This window comes from Nocardia gipuzkoensis (assembly GCF_021183645.1).
GTDB lineage: Bacteria > Actinomycetota > Actinomycetes > Mycobacteriales > Mycobacteriaceae > Nocardia > Nocardia abscessus.
Genome location: NZ_CP089225.1, coordinates 544115 through 563392, shown reverse-complemented (window position 1 = coordinate 563392; position 19278 = coordinate 544115). Strand labels below are relative to the sequence as shown.

At 71.2% G+C, this 19278-nt stretch carries 17 protein-coding genes and 1 riboswitch; of the genes, 3 read left to right on the top strand and 14 right to left on the bottom strand.

The annotated features are described in order from the left end of the window. On the bottom strand, positions 1-1968 hold the full coding sequence (gene pknB / locus LTT66_RS02575; protein ID WP_233063523.1) for a Stk1 family PASTA domain-containing Ser/Thr kinase: 1968 nt from the start codon (positions 1966-1968) through the stop codon (positions 1-3). Between the two features lie 118 nt (positions 1969-2086). On the opposite strand from pknB, the gene LTT66_RS02570 reads away from it, so the two are divergent. Beyond that, positions 2087-2455 (top strand): Rv2175c family DNA-binding protein, encoded by a 369-nt coding sequence (locus tag LTT66_RS02570; protein ID WP_233063522.1) that lies wholly within the window; start codon positions 2087-2089, stop codon positions 2453-2455. 459 nt (positions 2456-2914) lie between these two features. Here the strand turns inward: LTT66_RS02570 and LTT66_RS02565 are convergent, their stop codons facing one another. The 4 genes from LTT66_RS02565 to LTT66_RS02550 all read right to left on the bottom strand — a co-directional run bounded on the left by LTT66_RS02565 (position 2915) and on the right by LTT66_RS02550 (position 8482). Further along, positions 2915-3949 carry a phytoene/squalene synthase family protein gene (locus tag LTT66_RS02565; protein WP_233063521.1) on the bottom strand — a complete coding sequence of 345 codons (1035 nt, stop codon included), beginning with the start codon at positions 3947-3949 and terminating at the stop codon, positions 2915-2917. Then, complete coding sequence (locus LTT66_RS02560) at positions 3946-5664, bottom strand: alpha-(1->6)-mannopyranosyltransferase A (protein ID WP_408638736.1); 1719 nt, start codon at positions 5662-5664, stop codon at positions 3946-3948. The genes LTT66_RS02565 and LTT66_RS02560 overlap by 4 nt, the downstream gene beginning before the upstream one ends. A 63-nt stretch (positions 5665-5727) precedes the next feature. Beyond that, on the bottom strand, positions 5728-7311 hold the full coding sequence (gene crtI / locus LTT66_RS02555) for a phytoene desaturase family protein (protein ID WP_233063520.1): 1584 nt from the start codon (positions 7309-7311) through the stop codon (positions 5728-5730). A 37-nt stretch (positions 7312-7348) separates the two neighbouring features. Next, positions 7349-8482, bottom strand: coding sequence for a polyprenyl synthetase family protein (locus tag LTT66_RS02550; RefSeq protein WP_408638735.1), 1134 nt, complete (start codon positions 8480-8482; stop codon positions 7349-7351). Between the two features lie 184 nt (positions 8483-8666). Between LTT66_RS02550 and LTT66_RS02545 the strand changes: the two genes are divergently transcribed. Next, the gene (locus tag LTT66_RS02545) at positions 8667-9668 is read left to right on the top strand and encodes a methylenetetrahydrofolate reductase (protein WP_233063519.1); all 1002 of its coding nucleotides are present in this window, start codon (positions 8667-8669) and stop codon (positions 9666-9668) included. A 143-nt stretch (positions 9669-9811) separates the two neighbouring features. Here LTT66_RS02545 and LTT66_RS02540 read toward each other — a convergent pair whose 3' ends face one another. The 9 genes from LTT66_RS02540 to LTT66_RS37320 all read right to left on the bottom strand — a co-directional run bounded on the left by LTT66_RS02540 (position 9812) and on the right by LTT66_RS37320 (position 18013). Continuing rightward, positions 9812-10963, bottom strand: a complete 1152-nt coding sequence (locus tag LTT66_RS02540; RefSeq protein WP_233063518.1) for an LLM class flavin-dependent oxidoreductase — start codon at positions 10961-10963, stop codon at positions 9812-9814. Further along, complete coding sequence (locus LTT66_RS02535) at positions 10960-11766, bottom strand: DUF1684 domain-containing protein (RefSeq protein ID WP_233063517.1); 807 nt, start codon at positions 11764-11766, stop codon at positions 10960-10962. Before LTT66_RS02535 ends, LTT66_RS02540 begins: the two co-directional genes overlap by 4 nt. After that, positions 11763-11900 (bottom strand): hypothetical protein, encoded by a 138-nt coding sequence (locus LTT66_RS02530; protein ID WP_233063516.1) that lies wholly within the window; start codon positions 11898-11900, stop codon positions 11763-11765. Before LTT66_RS02530 ends, LTT66_RS02535 begins: the two co-directional genes overlap by 4 nt. Continuing rightward, positions 11900-12235, bottom strand: coding sequence for a hypothetical protein (locus LTT66_RS02525; protein WP_233063515.1), 336 nt, complete (start codon positions 12233-12235; stop codon positions 11900-11902). Before LTT66_RS02525 ends, LTT66_RS02530 begins: the two co-directional genes overlap by 1 nt. Positions 12236-12414: 179 nt before the next feature. Next, the gene (locus LTT66_RS02520) at positions 12415-14028 is read right to left on the bottom strand and encodes a dipeptide ABC transporter ATP-binding protein (RefSeq protein ID WP_233063514.1); all 1614 of its coding nucleotides are present in this window, start codon (positions 14026-14028) and stop codon (positions 12415-12417) included. Next, positions 14025-14822, bottom strand: a complete 798-nt coding sequence (locus LTT66_RS02515; RefSeq protein WP_408638818.1) for an ABC transporter permease — start codon at positions 14820-14822, stop codon at positions 14025-14027. Before LTT66_RS02515 ends, LTT66_RS02520 begins: the two co-directional genes overlap by 4 nt. Positions 14823-14957: 135 nt before the next feature. Beyond that, a complete protein-coding gene (locus tag LTT66_RS02510) occupies positions 14958-15962 on the bottom strand; it encodes an ABC transporter permease (RefSeq protein WP_233063513.1) in 1005 nt (334 codons plus the stop codon). 2 nt (positions 15963-15964) lie between these two features. Continuing rightward, positions 15965-17584 carry an ABC transporter substrate-binding protein gene (locus LTT66_RS02505; protein WP_233063512.1) on the bottom strand — a complete coding sequence of 540 codons (1620 nt, stop codon included), beginning with the start codon at positions 17582-17584 and terminating at the stop codon, positions 15965-15967. 117 nt (positions 17585-17701) lie between these two features. Next, a complete protein-coding gene (locus LTT66_RS37320) occupies positions 17702-18013 on the bottom strand; it encodes a hypothetical protein (protein WP_408638734.1) in 312 nt (103 codons plus the stop codon). A 75-nt stretch (positions 18014-18088) separates the two neighbouring features. After that, a riboswitch (SAM riboswitch) is annotated at positions 18089-18182 on the bottom strand. A 383-nt stretch (positions 18183-18565) separates the two neighbouring features. Here LTT66_RS37320 and LTT66_RS02495 point away from each other — a divergent pair. After that, positions 18566-19264, top strand: a complete 699-nt coding sequence (locus LTT66_RS02495) for a hypothetical protein (RefSeq protein ID WP_233068965.1) — start codon at positions 18566-18568, stop codon at positions 19262-19264. Positions 19265-19278 lie beyond the last annotated feature (14 nt).

Sequence of the window (19278 nt, the reverse complement as noted above, 5' to 3'; positions counted from 1 at the left end):
CTAGGGCAGCGCCACGATCGTGACCGTGTCGCCCGCTTCGAGGTTGACTCCGATGGCCGGGGTCTGCGAGACCACCAGCGAGCTGTCCGACTTGGCCAACTGTTTCACCTCGACCTGCAAGCCGAGGCTTTCCAGCTTGGTGCGGGCGTTGCCTACGGTCCACCCGCGCACATCGGGCATTTGCAGGGCGTTGGACACCAGCAGGACGACGCCGTCGCCGGACTGGATGGTGGCGCCCGCGGCCGGCTGGGTGCCGATCGCCTTGTCCGCTTCGACGGCGCGGTCGAACTGGGTCGTGGTCTCGCGAATCGCGATGCCGGCGTCGGTGAGGATCTTGGTGGCCTCGGCGGTCGATTTGCCCCGCACGTCCGGGATCTTCACCGGTTTGGACCCCTTGCTGCGATACACCTTCACCTGCGCGCCGAGCGGCAACACCGTCCCCGGCCTCGGCTCCACCCGGGCCACCGTTCCCTTGGGCGCTGAACTCGACTCCTCCCCGGCGTCGACCGGTTGCAAGCCGTTGTCCCGGATCAACTGATTGACCTTCGACGTCGGATCACCCGCTTTGACGTCCGGCACCTTGGGCTTGCCGTTGGAGACCAGGACGGCGACCGTGGAGCCCTGGGTGATCTTGGATCCGGCCGACGGGTCACTGCCGACCACGCCGCCGACCGGGATCGTGTCCGACGCCTTCTGCCGGATCTCGGTCTCGAACCCGGCGTTCTGCAGGGTGGCGACCGCCTTGTCGGTGTCCAGCCCGGCGATCGGCGGCACGGCCGTGTAGCGGCCCACACCCAGCCACCAGCCACCGATACCCACCACCAACGTGAGAATCGCGACGATGGCTACCCACAGCCACACCGTGCGCCGCGACCGGTTGAGTTCGTCGGCATAGGGCGGATACGGCGACGCGGGGTGGGCTTGGCGCACCGGTTGCGGACGGTCGTAGGCGTCCGGCGGGTAGTCGAGCCGGGGCCGCTGGGCGGTGACCACTCTGGTGTGCTGCACAGGCTGCGCTGCGTGAGGTTCGTGGGCCGACGCCCCGGCGAATTCCGGCCGGTCGTCGTGATCCGGCTGGACGGTTCGGTAGCCGGCGCTGAGATGTTCGGCGGACTCCTGTGGCGCTGGCACCCGGTAGGAGGGCAGTTGCAGTGCGACGCCGATCTGCCGCAGCGCGGCGGCCATCTCGTTCGCGTCCGCGAACCGATGCGCCGGCTCGCGCGCGGTGGCCTTGGCGACCAGTTCGTCGAACTCCGGCGGCACCCCGGAGATGAACCCGCTCGGGCTCGGCACATCGTTCTCGATGCGCTGATAGGCCACCGAGATCGACGTGTCGCCGGTGAACGGAACCCGGCCGGTGAGCAATTCGAAGATCAGCAAGCCGAAGGAGTAGACGTCGCTGCGTGCGTCGGCGGAGCCGCTGGTGACCTGCTCGGGCGACAGGTAGGCGGCGGTGCCGAGGATGACGCTCGCCGACGTGGTGTTCGCCGCGGCCACCGCGCGCACCAACCCGAAATCGGCGATCTTCACCTCGCCCGCGTCGGAGATCAGCACGTTCTCCGGCTTGATGTCGCGATGCACCAGACCGGCCGAATGCGCGACGCCGATCGCCGCGAGCACCGGCTCGGCGACGGCGCGCACCGCGTGCGGCGGCATCGGGCCGCGTTCACGCAGCAACTCGCGCAGTGTGCCGCCCTCGACCAGCTCCATGATCAGGAACGGATGGTCGCCGTCGACGCCCTGGTCGTACACCGCGACCAGCGACGGATGCTTGAGTTTGGCGACCGCGCGCGCCTCGAACTCGAACCGGGACAGGAACTGCGGGTCGCCGGCGAACTTCGGATCCATCACCTTGATGGCGACCGGCCGGTCCAGGCGGGTGTCGACCCCGCGGAAGACCATCGACATTCCGCCGCGGGCGATCGGCGCATCGATCCGATAGCGCCCTTCCAGCATCTGGCCGATCAAGAGAAGTCCTCCGGCTTTCACAAAGTTCGCCGCTGGGTGCGGCCCCCACGATGGTATCGACTCCCACCACCCCGGGTGTCTCACGACGTGCGGCGCGGCACCGTCTACCGTTGTCCGCGTGAGTGCATTTCCCTGCAGTGACGACGTCCTTCCGCAGTCGGTGACCTTGGTGCCGCTGCCGGAGGTGGCCGACCGGCTCGGGCTGGTGGTGACCCGGGTCCATCAGATGCTGCGTGACCATCAACTGATCGCCGTCCGCAGAGACGGTGTGGCGGGCGTCCCGGAGCGTTTCTTCGACGACACCGGCGAGGTCGTGAAACACCTGCCCGGCCTGATCACCGTGATGCGCGACGCGAAGTACACCGACGAGGAGATCCTGGAATGGATCTTCACCGAAGACGAGAGCCTCCCCGGCAAACCCGTCGACGCCCTGCAAGGCCCCTTGGCCCGCGAAGTCCTGCGCCGGGCGGCCGCGGATCCGTTCTGAATCTTTGGCCGCGCGGGCGCGGCGTGTTCGCGGCCCTCTTGTGGCTCGCGTCCGAGCGACCGCCGCTTGCTCCTTCGTCGCCTACGCGGCGGCCGCTCGGACGCGAGCCGGGCCGCGAACGGCGCATGCTAGGTCTCGCTTCGCTCGAAACCGGTGGTTGAGCTGGTGTGGTTGCGTGCTGCGGGGACCGTGTCGTGCGAAGGTTTGCCGTTGCGGGTGGTCGAGTGTTCGCGGCTGCTCCTTCGTCGCGTACGCGGCGGCCGGTCGGGCGCGAGCTTGGCGGTGTTGGTTTTTAGCGCCCGCGAACGGGCAATGCTAGGTCTCGCTTGCTCGAAACCGGTGGTTCGGCTGGGTGGTTGCGTGCGGTGGGGCGAGTGTTCGCCGCTCGCTCCTGTGTCAACCGCTGGCGGTGGTGCCAGGAACTGCTGGGGCGCGGCGGACAGATAGGCGCGGCTCGGCCTACGGTGCGGAGAGGCGGGGGAGTCGGTTGCGGAGGGTCGCGGTGGTGAATTCGGTGGCGGCTATGCGGAGCCGGTGGTGGCGGGGGACTACGGCGCGGTGGTCGAAGACGGCGTAGTCGCTGCGTTCGATGTGGCGCAGGATGTCGGCGTAGAGGGTGGCCGCGGTGCGGATGGCGGGGCGCACTCGTGGTTCGAGCAGGTCGATGCCGGGTTCGGCACGGCGGTAGAGATCGCGGTTGACCGCGATGAGGTGGGCGAGGGCACGGCGCACGCGCGGATCGGTGCGTCCGGTGCTGTGGCACTCGCGCAGCAGGTCGTGGTCGACGCCGAACGCGGTGAGGGCATCGGCGGGCAGGTAGATCCGGTCGCGGTCGAGGTCCTCGGCGACATCGCGCAGGAAGTTGGTCAGCTGGAACGCCTCACCGAGCGCGGCGGCGGACGGCTCGGCCTCGTCCACCGGGACGACCGTGCCGAGCACCGGGAGCAGCTGCAATCCGATCGCGGCCGCGGAGCCGCGCATGTATTCGCGCAACTCGGCCATGGTCGCGTAGCGGTTCCGGAAGCCCGGCGCACCCGGCGCGTCCATGCGCATGGAATCCAGGAACGTCCAGAAGTGCTGTGCGGCAATGCCGTAGCGGTGGATGGTGTGGGTGACGGCGGCCAGCACGAGCGTGCGCGGCCGTTGGTCGGCTTCCCATGCCCGGCCGTGCTCCGTATCCGCGGCAGACGGGAGCGGAGCACTGCTCGGAGTGCCCGTCTCACTGGGGCCCGATCCGAGCGCGGCGCGCAGGTCCCGCTCGATCAGGTCCAGTTCCGCTGCCGGATCCGCGTGCGCCGCCGGCCGGCCAGCACGGTCCACGACGTCGTCCACCATTCGCGCGAACGCGTAGAGCGCGTGCACCGCGGGGCGGCGCTCGGCCGACAGCAGCCGAGTGGCCAGAAAATACGTCCGGCCGTGGGTGGCGGCGATCTGCCTGCACTCGCGGTAGGCGAGCGGGAGCAGGACGGAATCCGGTAGACGGCCTTCGGTCATGGAGTGGCGGGCGAAGCGGCGGTGTCGCGGGAGGTGACCGCGACATTGCTCGGCGGTGCGGCGCGCAGCCGCAGTGGGTCCACCGTGCGCAGCGACAGCGCCGCCACCACCGCGGCGAAGGTGGCCGCGACGACGTGCCAGAAGTTGTACAGGCCGATCGAACCGTCCGGCTGGAAGACCAGCATGAGCCAGGTACACACGCCGACCAGGCCCATCAGGGTCGTGGTGGACAGCGCGAATCCGGCGGCCAGCGCGAGCGGCCACGAGTAGTACCAGGGCAGTGCGGCGGGCGAGAGGATGACGATCGCGACGAACGCGATCAGGATGCCCAGTACGGCCTCGCGTTCGCTGTGCCGGAATCGCCACCAGGTCCAGGCCAGCACCGCGACCAGCGCCAGCGCGCACATCGCGCGGGTCACCTCGAGTACCGATTCCAGGCGCAGCGGGGTGATCCAGGTGGTCGCGTGCGCCATCACGGTCGGCAGCGACAGCCAGTTGATGATCTTCTTCGACCCGGACAGCGCGGTCAGCCAGCCGATGCCGACCCCCGCGATGGCGGAGGCGGCGACGAACACGACGGCGAACACGCTCAGGCCGAGCCCCGCGATCTTGGCGAACATCAGCGCCGGATGCGGCATGTCCTCGGTCGGCTCCGCGGCGTCGCCGGGTTGCTCGTCGGCAGGCAGGTGCGCCGGATCGCGCCCGACCCGCTGTGCGGCGCGGCGTTCGCGTTCGTGCAGCATCCAGATCCACACCAGGAACGGCAGCGCCACGCCCGCGGTGGCCTTGATGGCCACGCCGATCGCGACGACCACGATGCCCGCGACGTGATGGCGTTCCAGCACCAGTGCGATGCCCGCGCACATCAGGCCGACCATCAGCATCTCGTTGTGCACGCCGCCGATCAGGTGGATCAGCACCAGCGGGTTGAGCACCGCCAGCCACAGCGCCACGGTGGGCTTGCCGCCGAGGTGCTTGGTCAGATACGGCACGGCCCACATCATCAGCGCGAGGCCGGGCAGCATGACCAGCCGCATCGCGATGGTGCCCGCCACCACGTTGTCGCCGGTCACGGCGGTGATGGCACGTCCGAGCAGCAGGAAGACCGGGCCGTAAGGCGCGGTGGTCGTGGTCCACACCGGACTCACGTTGTCCAGCAGCACACCGGGATTCGCCACCGGCCCGACCTGGTAGGGGTCGAAACCGTCGCGCAGCAGCGCGCCCTGGGCGAGGTAGGAGTAGGCGTCGCGGCTGAACATCGGCACGGCGAACAGCAGCGGCGCGATCCAGATGCCGACGATGGCGCGCAGTTCGTTGAGCGTCACCTCCGCGCCGGTCCGGTCGCCCGTGCCGATCGTGGCGCGCCCGAGCCGGACCCAGGCGGTGATCATGAGCAGCACGCCGATCCAGATGCAGATCGTGGACAGCGCGTAGCCGTGCCCGAAGCGCAGCCAGGACAGGTGCATGGCCTCGAGCAGCGGATCCCGCTTGCGGACGCTGCCCGCGCCGAACCCGCCGAACGTGATCATGATCGCGCCGAAGAAACCGAGCAGGGCGGCGTGACCCTCCGGGCTTCTGGCGAAGTCGGCGGAGGCGCGCATCCACCACAGGACGCCACGGGGGGTGGCCGAATCGCGGTGTGCGGAGGCGGGCGACTCGGGGTCGGTGACACCGGTGGAGGCGGCCTCAGCGGTGCGCGTTTCGGGGGATGCCATCTGGTGTCGGTCCCCCCGAGTGGTCGGCGGTCGCAACCGCGAGCGAATAGGTCGGCGCTTAGTTTACGGCGTCGCCTCGAACACTATCCGGCTGGTGCGGGGGGTTCCACGCGAAGCGCGCCCGAACTCGCCCGCTATGCGGTTTGCCGCCAGTTTTCCGGATAACAGTGCGGTCGGCACGCCGACGCCGGGAGTGGTGCCGCAACCGGCGATAACCACGTTGTCGCTCGAACGCGGGAAATTGCTCGGTCGAAACGGACCGGTTTGCCGGAAAAGGTGGGCTGCGGAGAACGGCGTGCCGGCCAGCATGCCGTGGTCGAACCACGTTTGCGGCGTGTCGAGCCGATCGACGGCGAAATGCTCGGCGATGCCCCGATAGCCGCGCGCTTCCAGCACGGAGAGCAGCTCGCGGAGGTAGGCGGGGCCCAGTCGCGGCCAGTCCAGCGGCGCCGATGACAGATTCGGGCAGGGCGCGAGCACCGAGAACGGTTCGTGTCGTTCGCCGCCGCGGGTGATGAACAGGCCGGAATCGGTCAGGGCGGGCCGGGTCAGCAGGAGGGAGGGGTCGCTCATCAACTTGCCGCGGCCGCGCCGGGCGGTGATCTCGGCGAACGTCCGGTCCCAGGCCTGGCCGAACTCGATGGTGTGGTGCGCCTGCACCGGCCAGCGCGCCGCGACCGCGGCGGGGACGGTGCCGTGCGCGACGACCGCGGACGGCGAGGCGCGCAGCCCGCGCCGGGGTCGCACGCCGAAGCGGTCGAGCGACCCGAGGTCGGCGGTGAGCACGAGCGCGTCGCAGTCGAACGAGCGCCCGTCGGCGGTGCGGGCGCGCCGGGCCCGCCGGCGGGCATAGTCGATCCCGGTCACTTCGGCGTTCAGTTCCAGCGTGCCGCCCGCCTCGGTGAACGCGTTCGCCAGCGCCGCGGCGATCGCCCGCATGCCGCCCTCGGGGAAGTAGACGCCGAGGGAGGTGTCCATGTGCGGGATCGCGCCGTAGACCGCGAGCGCCCGAGCGGGCGGCATACCCGCGTAGAGGGCCTGGAAGGTGAACAGGCGCGCCAGGCGCGGATCCCGCACGAACTTGCGCACCTGCGGGCCGAGCCTGCCGAAGCCGCCGAGTCGCGCCAGATCGACCAGCGCGCGGCGCTTTTCCCGCAGGCGCACCAGATCCAATGGCGAATCGAAGTTGGTGTCCATGAACTCGGTGAACTCGGCCGCGTAGACCCGTGCCAGCCACGCGCGCAGGCGCCGGTATCCGCGTGCCTCGGCCGGGCCGCAGGTCCGCTCGACCTCCGCGGCCATCGCGTCCGGATCGGCGAACACCCTGATCTCGGCGCCGTCGGCGTACCGCGCGTGATAGCCGGGCGCCAGCCGGTGGATGCGCAGCGGAGGCAGACAGGTCTCCGGCGTGCGGCCGACGGCGGCGAGCGCGTCGGTGATCAGCTCGGGCAAGGTGAGCACGGTGGCGCCGGAATCGATGGCGTAGTCCCGGCCGCGGTAGCGCCCGACCCGGCCGCCGGGGTGGTCGGCCCGCTCGAGCACCGTGACCGTGTGACCGGCACCGGTGAGATACAGGGCGGCCGACAGGCCGGCCAGTCCCGCGCCGACGACGACAACGCGATCGGTCGGCCCCGCAACGGTTCTCATCCGGTTCCTCTCTGTGTCGCGGCGCCGGCCATCGCTCTCACGCCGCCCGCTTGGTCGCGGCCAGGGCCATCGCGCGCAGCCGTTCCTTGGCCACGGCCGTCGCCGAGCTGGATTCGACGGCGGCCAGCCCGCTGTCGGTGAGTTCGGCGATCCGGCGTTCCACTTCGTCGACCGCCCCGAGTTCGACCAGCAGTGCGCGCAGCCGCTGCACCTGCTCGCCGCTCAGGTCGGTGCCGATGCTCGCGCGCAGCAGCGCGGCCGCGGCCGGATCGGTCTCGTCGGCGCGGCGCAGCGCCTCGGCCAGCAGCACGGTGCGCTTACCTTCTCGCAGGTCGTCGCCGGAGGGCTTGCCGGTCACCGCCGGGTCGCCGAACACGCCCAGCAGGTCGTCGCGCAGCTGGAAGGCGATGCCGATGGCCGTGCCGAAGGTGCGGTAGGCGCCGATCAGCCCTTGATCGGCGGCGGCGATGGCGGCGCCGAGATGCAGCGGGCGTTCGACGGTGTAGGCGGCGGTCTTGTAGCGGTTGATCCGCAACGCGGCCTCCACCGACTCGTCGCCGCCCGCCTCGCCGTTGACGTCGAGCAGCTGGCCGCCGAGCACCTCGGTGCGCATGTCGGCCCACACCGGCGCGAACCGGGCGACGGCCGCCGGAGCCAGACCCGACGCGTGCACCATGTCGTCGGCCCAGGACAGCGCCAGATCGCCGATCAGGATGGCCACGCTGGCACCGAAGTGCGCCGAGTCGCCCGCCCACCCGCGGTCGCGGTGGCGCTGCTCGAAGTCGACGTGCACGGTGGGGAAGCGGCGGCGGGTGCGGGAGGAATCGATGATGTCGTCATGGATCAGCGCGCACGCCTGGACGAGCTCGAGCGCGGAACAGGCGGTGAGCACCGCGGTGGCCTCGGGCGCGTGCGGATCGCCGCCCGCGCCGAGCCACCCGGTCCACGCGAACGCGGGCCTGGTGCGTTTGCCGCCGCGTAGGACGAACTGTTCGAGCGCGTCCGTGGCCTCGACGAAGACCGGGCCGAGGCGCTCGGTCGTCGGACGCCGGGTGGCGAAGAACCCGGTCAGGGCGTCTTCCACGGCGGTGACGAAGGCGGGGGTGCCCGGCTGGGGCACGGCGGGGCGCGGCGTCTGAGTCCCGGTTCCGGCGGACAGAGGAGCCTCCAAGGTCGTGCGGATGATGGACGCACGGGGTCGCGGAGGGTGCCCGGGCGCTGCGGGTGATTCGGGGCCGAGCGGAAACGGTCGCGCGTGTCGCCCGGCGTGGCGAACGGGTCGCCCGATGCGAAGAATACGCGGGGTGTGCGAGCGACCCCACGGGGCCGCCACCGGCCACCTCTACACTGAACCGGTGACTTTCGACAACGTGCGGGGAAGCTCGACCCCTGGCCGGCCGTCCCGGACGCACCCGAACGTCTCTGGAACACCTTCGGTCGTACAGAGGCTGCGGGCTCACACGGGGGGCGCGGTGCCGTTCTCCGTGGAGTTCAATCCGCCCCGTGACGCCGCCGCCGAGGCGCGGCTGTGGCGCGCCGTGCGGCAGTTCGAGCGCATGCACCCCGCCTTCGTGTCGATGACCTACGGCGCGGGTGGTTCCACTCGCGACCGCACCGTCCGCGTGACCGGAGAGCTCGCGCAGGAGACCACGCTGCTGCCCGTCGCGCATCTGACCGCGGTGGACCACAGCGTCGCCGAGCTGCGCTCGCTGGTCGGCGCGTACGCCGACTGCGGCATCCGCAACATCCTGGTCCTGCGCGGCGACCCGCCCGGCGATCCGCTCGGCGAGTGGCACAAGCACCCCGAGGGCGTCTCCTATGCCGAGGAACTGGTGCGCATCGTGCGTGACCTCGGTGATTTCCACGTCGGCGTCGCCTCGTTCCCGCAGGGCCACCACCGCTCGCCGGACCTGGCGACCGACACCGCGTTCCTGGCCGCCAAACTGCGTGCGGGCGCGGAGTATTCGATCACCCAGATGTTCTTCGACGTCGAGCACTACCTGCGCCTGCGCGATCGGCTCGTGGCGCTGGACCCGATCGAGGGCGCCAAGCCGATCATTCCGGAGCTGATGCCGATCACGTCGCTGCGCACCGTGCAGCGCGCCGAGGAACTGTGCGGCAGGCCGCTGCCCGCCTCCGTGCTGCGGCGGCTGCGCACCGCGGCGGGCGACGGGCACGAGGAGAACGCCGCTGCGGTGCGCGCGGCAGGCATCGAGATCGCCACCGAGATCGCGCAGCGGCTGATCGACGAGGGCGCGCCCTGCCTGCACTTCATCACGCTCAATTTCGCCAAGGCGACCAGCGAGGTGCTGACCAACCTCGGTTACGGCGTCACGGCCGCACCGGTCAGCGCCTGAGCGCATCCCCCCACGTGGACCGTCCGGGACGGCGTGGCCGAGCCGATCCGGCGATCACCGCGGTGGCATCGTCGCCGCGAAGCATCGGCCCGCGCGCCCAGGCTCCGGCCGGTGCGCGCGCGGGCGCGCCGGCCGGAACCGGTTCAGGCCGCACGGGCGGCGCGCAGCCCCCATGCCTCGGCGAGCAGCCGATGCGATTCCAGGCGGTCGGCGTGCCGATGGGTGATCGAGGTCACCAGCAGTTCGTCCGCGCCGGAGACCCGCTGCAGCGCGGCGAGCCGCTCCGCGACGGTGCCCGGTGAACCGACGAACTGGGTGGCCAGGCGATCGTCGACCAGGCGCCGCTGCTCGGCGGTGAGCGGGGCGACGGTCGCGGGGTCGAGATAGTCGGCCGCGCCTGCGCCGCTGCGGATGCTGTAGACCCAGTGGCCGTAGCTTGCCGCCAGCCGCTGCGCGGTCGCGTCGCTGTCGGCCACGACCACGTCCGCCGAGATCACCACGTACGGCTCGGCCAGCTCGGCGGACGGGCGGAACGCCTTGCGATACGCCGCGATCGCGTCCAGCGCGGTGCCCGGCGAGACGTGATAGGCCGCGGCGAAGGGCAGCCCGAGCCGCCCGGCCAGTTCCGCGCTCTCACCCGCGGTGCTGCCGAACAGCCACAGCCGCACCTGCGCGCCCTCACCCGGAACCGCGTGCAGCGCGACGCCTTCCGCGCTGACGAAGGTGCCCTCCAGCAGGGCGCGCACCTCGCCGACCTGCTCGGCGAAGTCCAGCGGCTGCGCGCCGCGCTGCTGCAACGCGCCCACGGAGGCGATGAATTTCGACCGGTCCAGGATGCGGCCCGGGTCGAACGGCGGCGGAACCACCACCCCGTCACGGATCTCGGTGCGCCCGGTCACCGTGTCGACCACCGGCTTTCCGCCTTCGGTCCGCGCGGTTTCCGCCCCGAACCGACTGCGCCGATGACCCGACCGGCCCAGACCCAGGTCGAGCCGCCCGGGGTACAGCGCGTCGATCGTGCCGAACGCCTCCACGATCGAGGCCGAGGTGTGCTGCCCCACCTGCACCGCCGCCGAACCCACCCGGATGCGCTGAGTGGCCGCCGCGACCAAGCCGATCAGGGTGATCGAGGAGGAGCTGGCCACCGAGACGAAGTGGTGTTCGGCCAGCCAGTACCGGTGGTAACCCCACTGTTCGGCGTGCCGGGCCAGATCGACGGTGTTGCGCAGCGCCTGCTGCGCGGTCGAGCCCGCGCTGATGGGGGACAGGTCCAGGATCGATAGCGGGACGGTCATGCCGCACGTCCCTGCCGTGGATCCTGTTCGCCCGCCTCGATGGCCACGCGCAGCCGGTTCTGCGCGGGCGCGACCGGGCAGGTCGCGAAATCGGTGAAGGCGCACGGCAGATTCGCGGCCCGGTTGAAGTCCAGCACCACCGTGCCGTCCGGGCCCGGCGTACCGACGGTCAGCGAACGCGCCGCCGGGTAGGTCGTCACACCGCTGGTCGCGTCGGTGAACAGCACCCGAAGGTCGTTCCGGTCGCCGAACGCGACGACGCGTTCGGTCACCTCGCCGACGCGGAATTCGATGGTGCCCGCTGCGCTGTGGTGGTGCTCGAGGCCCTCTAACACGGCGCCGGTGATCACGGTCTGCTGGGTTTCGAACGGGGTGAACCGCCCGGAGACCACCCAGCGCGGATCGGGCCGGTAGGCCGGGATGCCGTCGAAGGTGAGCAGGGCGGGAGCGGCCGGGTCGTGCACCCGCACGGCGTGGCGGCCGCTGCGGCGGATCACCTCGAGCACCCGCCGCTCGTGCGACACGTGCAGGCCGGGCGCGCCTTCGACGGGTGTGACGATCTGCACGCCCGCGATGCCCACTCCGTCGAATTGCAGCCGGTCGGCCGGTTGTGCGGTGATGAACACCTTGCCGTCGGTGACCCACCAGGTGCCGGGCACGTCCGGCAGCCGCTCGGGGCTGTCGGTGAGCCAGTGCAGCCCGGTCAGGCTGAGAAAGCCGAGCGGGTCGCGCAACCGGTCTTCGCGCGTGTGGTGCCAATGCGCCCATTCGGTCTCGAAAACGCTGGTGATGCTGGTGGTCATGACGCTTTGGCTCCTTCGTGGGCGGTGGTGCGACGGTGCGGGTGGTGCGGGTCGAGGTGGCCGCGCGGGGTGAGGTGCGGGCGCAGGACGAACTCGGCGTCGGATCGCGCGCGGGTGTCGAGCGGGTGCGTCATCAGGCCGTGCCCTCCGCGTCGATCTGCCGCCGCAACGCCGGGTGTGTTCCCGCACCGGCGACGTCGGGCGCCAGGAACAACGCCTCCTGCCACAGCGCGGCGGATACGCCGCGCGAGGACCGGACGACGCGGCGCTCCCGCTCGGCGCGAACAGGTGCGACGGCGTGCACCCGGCCGCTACCGGAGGTGTCGGCGGTACGCGGGGCGCGCAGGCGGGTGCGCCACCAGCGGGACGGACCGGCCTCGGGGGCGGCGAGGTCGGCCGGAATCTCCGGCGCGGGTGACGTTCCGGCGTCGGTGGCGGCCGGTTTCCGGTGGAAGGCGGAGTACACCATCAGAGCGATCCTTTTCGGTCGGTGCCACCACGTGTCCGGCTTGTGGCCGATGGTGGGTTCCGGGAGGTGGGGACGGTTGGTCGCGGAGGACGGGAGGGCGGGCTCCGGGCGGCTGCGGCACGGCGCCCAGCGCGCCCGCCGGTTCAGTACCCGGCTGTGGCGGTAGGCCGGATCCGGCATCACGCCACGCCTTTCGCGGCGGGGATGGCCGACAACAGCTCGCGGGTGTACTCGTGGCGCGGGTTGTCGAAGATCTCGGCGGTGCGGCCGGATTCGACGACGCGGCCGTGCCGCAGCACCGCGACGTGGTCGCTGATGCGGCGCACCACCGCCAGATCGTGCGAGATGAACAGGTAGCTCAGCGACAGCTCGGCCTGCAGACGGTCCAGCAGCTCGAGGATCTGCGCCTGCACCGAGGCGTCCAGCGCGGAGACGGGCTCGTCGAGCACCAGTAGCTCGGGATGCAGCGCCAGCGCCCGGGCGATGGCGACCCGCTGGCGCTGTCCGCCGGAGAGTTCGGCGGGTCGGCGCTGGGCGAACTCGGACGGCAGCGCGACCTGTGCGAGCAGCTCCGCCACCCGGTCCCGCCGCCCCGCGCGATTCCCGACCCCGAACGCGCGCAACGGTTCCTCGATGATCGCGCCCACCCGCCAGCGCGGGTCCAGCGAGGCGTACGGGTTCTGGTACACCACCTGGAAGCGTTTACGCAGTGCGCGCAGTCTCGACCCGCGGGCCTTCGACAGCGGTTGCCCGTCGAAGGTGACCTCGCCGCGGTCGGGTTCGGTGAGCCGCAACGCTATCCGCGCCGTGGTGGACTTGCCCGATCCCGATTCACCGACCAGCGAGAGCGTCTCGCCGCGGCCGAGTTCGAAACCGACGCCGGCCACCGCGGTCACGGTGTGACCGCCGTGCGCGCGGAAGCTCTTGTGGATCTCGCGCAACACCAGCAGCGGCTCGCCCGCGCGCGGCTTGGGCGCGCGATAGTCGCCGGGAGGGGCGAGGCTCGGCGACGCCGCGAGCAGGCGCTTGGTATACGGGTGGCGCGGCGCCGCCAGCAGCTCGGCGGTGGGGCCGCTCTCCACCACTTCGCCACCGCTGAGCACGACGAGCCGGTCCGCGCGTTCGGCGGCGACGGCCAGATCATGGGTGATCAGCAGCACCGCGGTGCCGCGCGCCGCGATCTGCTCGGCGAGCCGGTCCAGCACCCGGCGCGCGACGGTCGCGTCGAGCGCGCTGGTCGGCTCGTCGGCGATGACCAGGTCCGGCGCGCAGGCCAGCGCCGCGGCGATCAGCACCCGCTGGCGCTGACCACCGGACAACTCGTGGGGATACTGGGCCGCGCGCGCTTGCGGCCGATCCAAGCCCGCGTCGGCCAGTAGGTCGATCGCCCGCGCCCGAGCCGCCTTGCGGTCGGCGCGCCCGTGCACGAGCAGTGCTTCGGCCACCTGATCGCCGACGCGGCGGACGGGGTTCAGCGACAACCCGGGGTCCTGCGGGACGAAGCCGATCCGGGCGCCGCGCAGCCGCCGCAGCGCGCGTTCGTCGCCGGTGTCGACCACCGCCCCGTCGAAGGTCACGGTCCCACCGGTGATCTCGGCGTTCGCCCCGAACAGCCCGATCACGGACTGGGCGAGAGTGGACTTGCCGGAACCGGATTCGCCGACCAGCGCCACCACCTCACCGCGGGCTACGGTGAGCGAGACGCCGGCCAGCGCGGTGATCGGGCCTGTTTCGGACCGATAGCGAACCCGCAGGTCCTCGATGCGCAGCAGCGGTGACGCCGTGGCGCTCATGGCTGTTCACCCTTCGCGATCGCGCGGCCGAGGCGCTGGGCGGCGAGCACGACGGCGATGATGACGAAGCCGGGCAGTGTGGTCATCCACCATGCGGTCGCGAGGTAGTTGCGTCCCTCGGAGATCAGCGTGCCCCACTCGGGGGTGGGCGGCTTCGCACCGTAGCCGAGAAAGCTCAGCGCCGACACGGCCAGCACTGCCATGCCGAATTCGACCGCGGCCAGGGCGAGCACCGGCTGGTAGGAGTTGGGCAGCACGTGCCTGGCCAGCACCGTGTACCAGCGCACGCCCGCGGCGTGCGCCGCCTCCACGTACACCGCCTGGCGGACCCGCAGCACTTCCGAACGCATCACGCGCGCGAAGTTGGCCACCAGCGAAACGCCCACCGCGACGGCCACGTTGCCGGTGCCGAAGCCGAGCGCGGTCACCAGCGCGAGCGACAGCAGCAGCGCGGGGACCGACAGCAGTACGTCGACCAGCCGCATCACCACCGCGTCGACCACGCCGCCGATCGCGCCGGACAGCAGCCCGAGCAGCGACCCGGCGACCAGCGCGATGCCGACGGCGGCCAGCGTGGCGGTCAGCGAGAGACCGGCGCCGTGCACCATCCGGGTGTAGAGGTCGCGTCCGAGGTTGTCGGTGCCGAACCAGTGTTCGGCGCTGGGGGACTGGAACTTCTGCGCGGGCACGCCGGTCAGCGGGTCGCCGCCGGCGAACACCGACGGCGCCAGCGCCCATCCCACGGCGAGCAGCGCGACCGTAGTCGCGATCAGCAATCCAGCGTTGGCGCGCAACGTCTTCCAGCTCACGGCCGGTCGCCGCAGGCGGGGCAGTACCGCTCTGCGCTGTTCTTCGGTCACGCCGACCACGGGTGCGCACCTCCTCGGCAAGCGGCGCGTCGCGCACCGGTACGGACGGCGGGAGCAGCGTCAGGCACGGATGATCGCCTCCTCGGTGGCGTTCGCGGCGGTCTGCTCGGACTCGCCGCTCGCGCCGCGTGAACGGGCCGCGATACGCGGGTCGAGCAGCGGATACAGCAGGTCGACCGCGAGATTCACGCTGACGAACACCACCGAAGTGAGCAGCACGATGCCCTGCACCACCGGGATGTCCTGGGCCAGCACCGCGGTCTGGGTCAGTCGCCCCACGCCTTGGCGGGCGAAGACCGTCTCCACCACCACCGATCCGGCGAGCATGTTGCCCACCAGGACCCCGGCGATGGTGAACGCGGGCACACTGGCCGGGCGCAGCACGTGCGTGCGCCGCACCCACCAGCGCGATCCGCCCTTGGCCAGGGCCACGTCGACGAACGGCTGACGCCAGGTCGTCTCCAGACCGGCGGTGAGCACCTGCGCGATGACCGCGCCGATCGGCAGCGCCAGGGTGAGGGCGGGCAGCACCGTGCCCGCGAACCCGTGCCCGCCGAACGCGGGCGCCAACCGCAACTGGAACGAGAACACCTGCAGCAGGAGCAGTCCGGTCCAGAAGGTCGGCACCGAGACACCCAGCGAGGGCAGCGCGGCCAAGGCGTTGCGCAGCCACGGCCGACGGGTCTGGGTCGCCGCGAAGGCCAGCGTGACGCCACCGATGACCGCGAAGAGCAATGCGGTGCCGGTCAACTCGAGCGTGGCGGGCAGCGCGTCACCGATGGCGTCGGTGACCGGCTGCCCGGTCGCGATGGAATGCCCGAGATCACCGCGGACGGCATGGCCGAGGGCGGTCCGATACTGTTCCCACAGCGGCCGATCCAGACCGTAGCGGGCCTGCAACTCGGCGATGGCGGCCTGGTCCACCGGTGTGCCCGAGCCGCCGCCGTCGGCCGCGATCGAGACCGGGTCGGCGGGCAGCAGATACAGCACAACGAACGACAGCGTGAACGCCGCCCACAGCACCCAGATCGCTTGCAGCGCCCGCAGGGCCAGATAGCGTGCCATGACTATCGTCCGCTCAACCAGGTGTCGAAGAACTGCAATCGCGCGGAGGCTTCGAACTTCAGGTCCTGCGTGTTGCCGCCCGCTCCGATCGCCTGGGACAGCTCCACGGTCGGGATCAACAGCCCCGCGTCGAGCACCTGCTGCTGCGCGGTGCGGATGAGCCCGTTGCGCGTCGCGGTGTCAACGGTGCTCACCTGGCCGGTCAGCGCGTCGTCCAACGCGGGGATGGGGCCGCGCGCGTTGAGATTGCGCCCTTCGAGACCGAAGTTGGTGCGCAGGATGTCGCCGTCGGCGCGGGTGGTGTTGCCGTAGAAGGTGTCGAAGTCCTTGCTGCCCTGCCGCGCCGTGGTCTCCGCCACCGACGCCAGGTCCAGCTTCAGCTCGACGCCGACCTGCCGCAGCTGCTGCTGCACCAGCTCGAGGATCGCCTGGTTGCCCGCGAACACCTGGCTGAAGAGCACCGAGAACGACAAGCGCTCACCGTTCTTCGTCCGGACGCCGTCCGCGCCGGGCACCCACCCGGCCTGGTCGAGGATGGTGCGCGCTTTCGCCGGATCGTAGGCCAGGCGGGCCGAGAGGTCGGTGTAGCCGGGTGTGCTGCCTGCCAGGACGCTGGTGGCGGGCCGGAATTGCGGGCCGAGCACGGTGTCCACCAATTGCCTGCGATCGATCGCGGGCAGCAGTGCTCGGCGCACAGCGGGATCGCGCAACGGTCCGCGGGTGACGTTGGGCTGCAGGCCGAACGGCACGCCCGGGTTGGCCGTGCTGAGCACCCGTCCGCCCGCCGCCTCGATCTGCGGGGCGTCCTGCGGTAGCGCGTCACTGATCGCGTCCAGCTGCCCGGACGCGAGACTGCCGGTGCGCACGCCGGATTCGGGCACCACGGTGAACTCGATCTTGTCCAGGTAGGCCTCGCCGCGGTGCGCGAACACCGCAGAACCCCAGTGGTAACCGGTGCGCTTGGCCAGCATCACCGCCGCGTCCTGGCGGTAGGCCGCATAGGTGAACGGCCCGCTGCCGACGTTGTCGCCGAGGCAGCGCTGCTCGGCGGGCTTCGCCGTGGTCGCGTCGGCCAGGATGCCGAGCTGCGCGGTCGAGGACGCCTGCAGGAACTGCGCGTTGGGCTTGCTGAACTCCACCCGGACGGTGAGCCGGTCGACGGCCGTGGCGCCGACATAGTTGGTGAGGTAACTGCTGCCCAGCGGCGCCTTGCCCGAGCCGAGCCGCAGGATCGAATCGAAGGTGTTGCGCACCGAGTCCGCGGTGAGCGGCGTGCCGTCGCTGAAGGTGACGCCGTCGGTCAGGCGGAAGGTGAAGACCTTCGCGTCGGGGGTGGCCTCCCAGCTCTGCGCCAGCCACGGCTTCAGCTTGCCGGTGGCCGGATCCTGGTCGGTCAGCGAGTCCACGATCTGCCGTGCCACGTACACCGTCTGGTTGGTGCCGGCCTGGGCCGGGTCCGAGCAGGTCGGCGCCTGGGACAGGCCGTAGCGCAGGGTGCCGCCCGGCCGGGGCGGGCCCGCGTCGCCGCCGGGCGCGGCCGAATCGCTGCCGCAGGCGGCCACGGTGGTGGCCGCGGCGAGCGCGCCGGCCAGCGCGAGGATTCGGTGACGGGTTCGGGTCACGAGACAACTCCAGATACTTCGGTGCGGGCGAGCTGTTCGCCCTGGCGGGGATCGGCGCCGGCGACAACGGTCGCCGACGGTCGGCTGGGCATGATGCGGCGCTGCCGGGTCATCGGCTCACCGCTTCGTCGGCAGGCCGGGCGGGTTGATCCGCGATTCGGTGACCGCCTCGCTGTGCAGCCCCCAGCGGTCGATCACCTGCTGGTAGGCGCCGTGCTCGATGGCGTGGACCAGCGCGTGCACGAACTGGGCGAGCAGGATCAGCGCGACGGCACTGACCACCCAGCGCCAGGGGTGCCGGGTCTTGGCCACGGTGGGGGTCGGGGCGGCGTCGGCGGGAGCGGCAACGAGGACGAGTGTGCCGGTCGGATCCGGTTCGCCCGGCGCGGCCGCCGCGGGGGTGGCATCGGGTGCGGTGGACGCGCTCATGCCCGCGCCCGGCGTGCGCTCGGTTTCGGCGCGACCGCGTACGCGGTCGGCCGGTCCTCGATGATCACTTCGGTTCCTCCATCGGTCCCGGCGGAAGCACCCGCACCCGGTGACCGGGGGGTTGCTGCGACGTCGACGAGCCAGGTCTCTCGGTCGCTCTGGATGGTTGGCGCCGACCCCCCGTCAACCGGTGACCGGGTCGAGCCGAATCATGATGCCCAGCAAGTGAAGCCGGGAACAAGAGAAGTAATCACCGTGAGCGTAGATCTTGTCGCACCCGGATTCATCGGATCTTTGTAGTAACCAGGCATGCGCTGCTCTGCCGAAGGGTGGTGCGAGCCCACCGCGTCATCGCCGGCGAGGTCCAGTACCGAATGCCGACGGCCCGATGCAGCATACGGCTCTTGCCGAGGGTGGGGAATGCGGCGGGTTCGTTTTCGGGCAAACGGGACTCGCCACAAAATTGCTGTTCGTAATCCATACTGCTGGACGCGTTTGCCGGAGTACTGTGCCCCTCGATCGTCCCGCCGATGAGGAGGTTTCGTGATCACAATGCGCTCTCTGACCCAATTGTCCGCTGTCGTGTCCGGTTCCATCGCTCTCGTGCTCGCCGGGCCGGGCGCCGCGCTCGCGGCTCCGGATGCCCCGATTCCCGCGTTCTCCGACCACTCCGTACAGGTGGCCGCCCCCGGCGACCTGTTCGGCGCCTACCAAGCCGCGCTCGACGCGCTGCGCGCGCTCGGAATCGCGCCGTTCGCGTACCCGACCGCGTCGGCGTTCTGCCTCGACAACACCACGGGCGGTTTGGCGCCCGCCGTGGCGGGCGCCATTCCGGGACCATGGCCGAAGAACACCGTGCAGATTCCAGGCCAGGACCTCAGCGCCGTCAAGGCTGGGCAGGCCATGTTCACCTTCGTGCCCTACGGCCTCGGTCCGGACGGCCCGAACACCGCGGGCATGCAGGTCGCCTGGCTCAACCTGAACACCGGCCGCGGCGGCACGGCCGCCATGGGGCCGCTGTCGGAGGTCGCCCGCGCGATGATCCCTTCGTCCGTTCCCGCCGACCTGCGGCCTGCGGCCGAGCAGGCGATCCGGGACTTCCTCTTCGCGGCCCTGCCGATGGGCGGGGTGCGCGCGGTCCCGGTGGACACCGGGAAGGGCACGGTGCTCGCCGCGGTGTTCGGCACGGTGCAGAACGGCGCCAAGTCCTGCTTCTTCTTGCCGACGGTCGGAATCACGCCGGTGCCATGAGGTCTCGGCCGCCG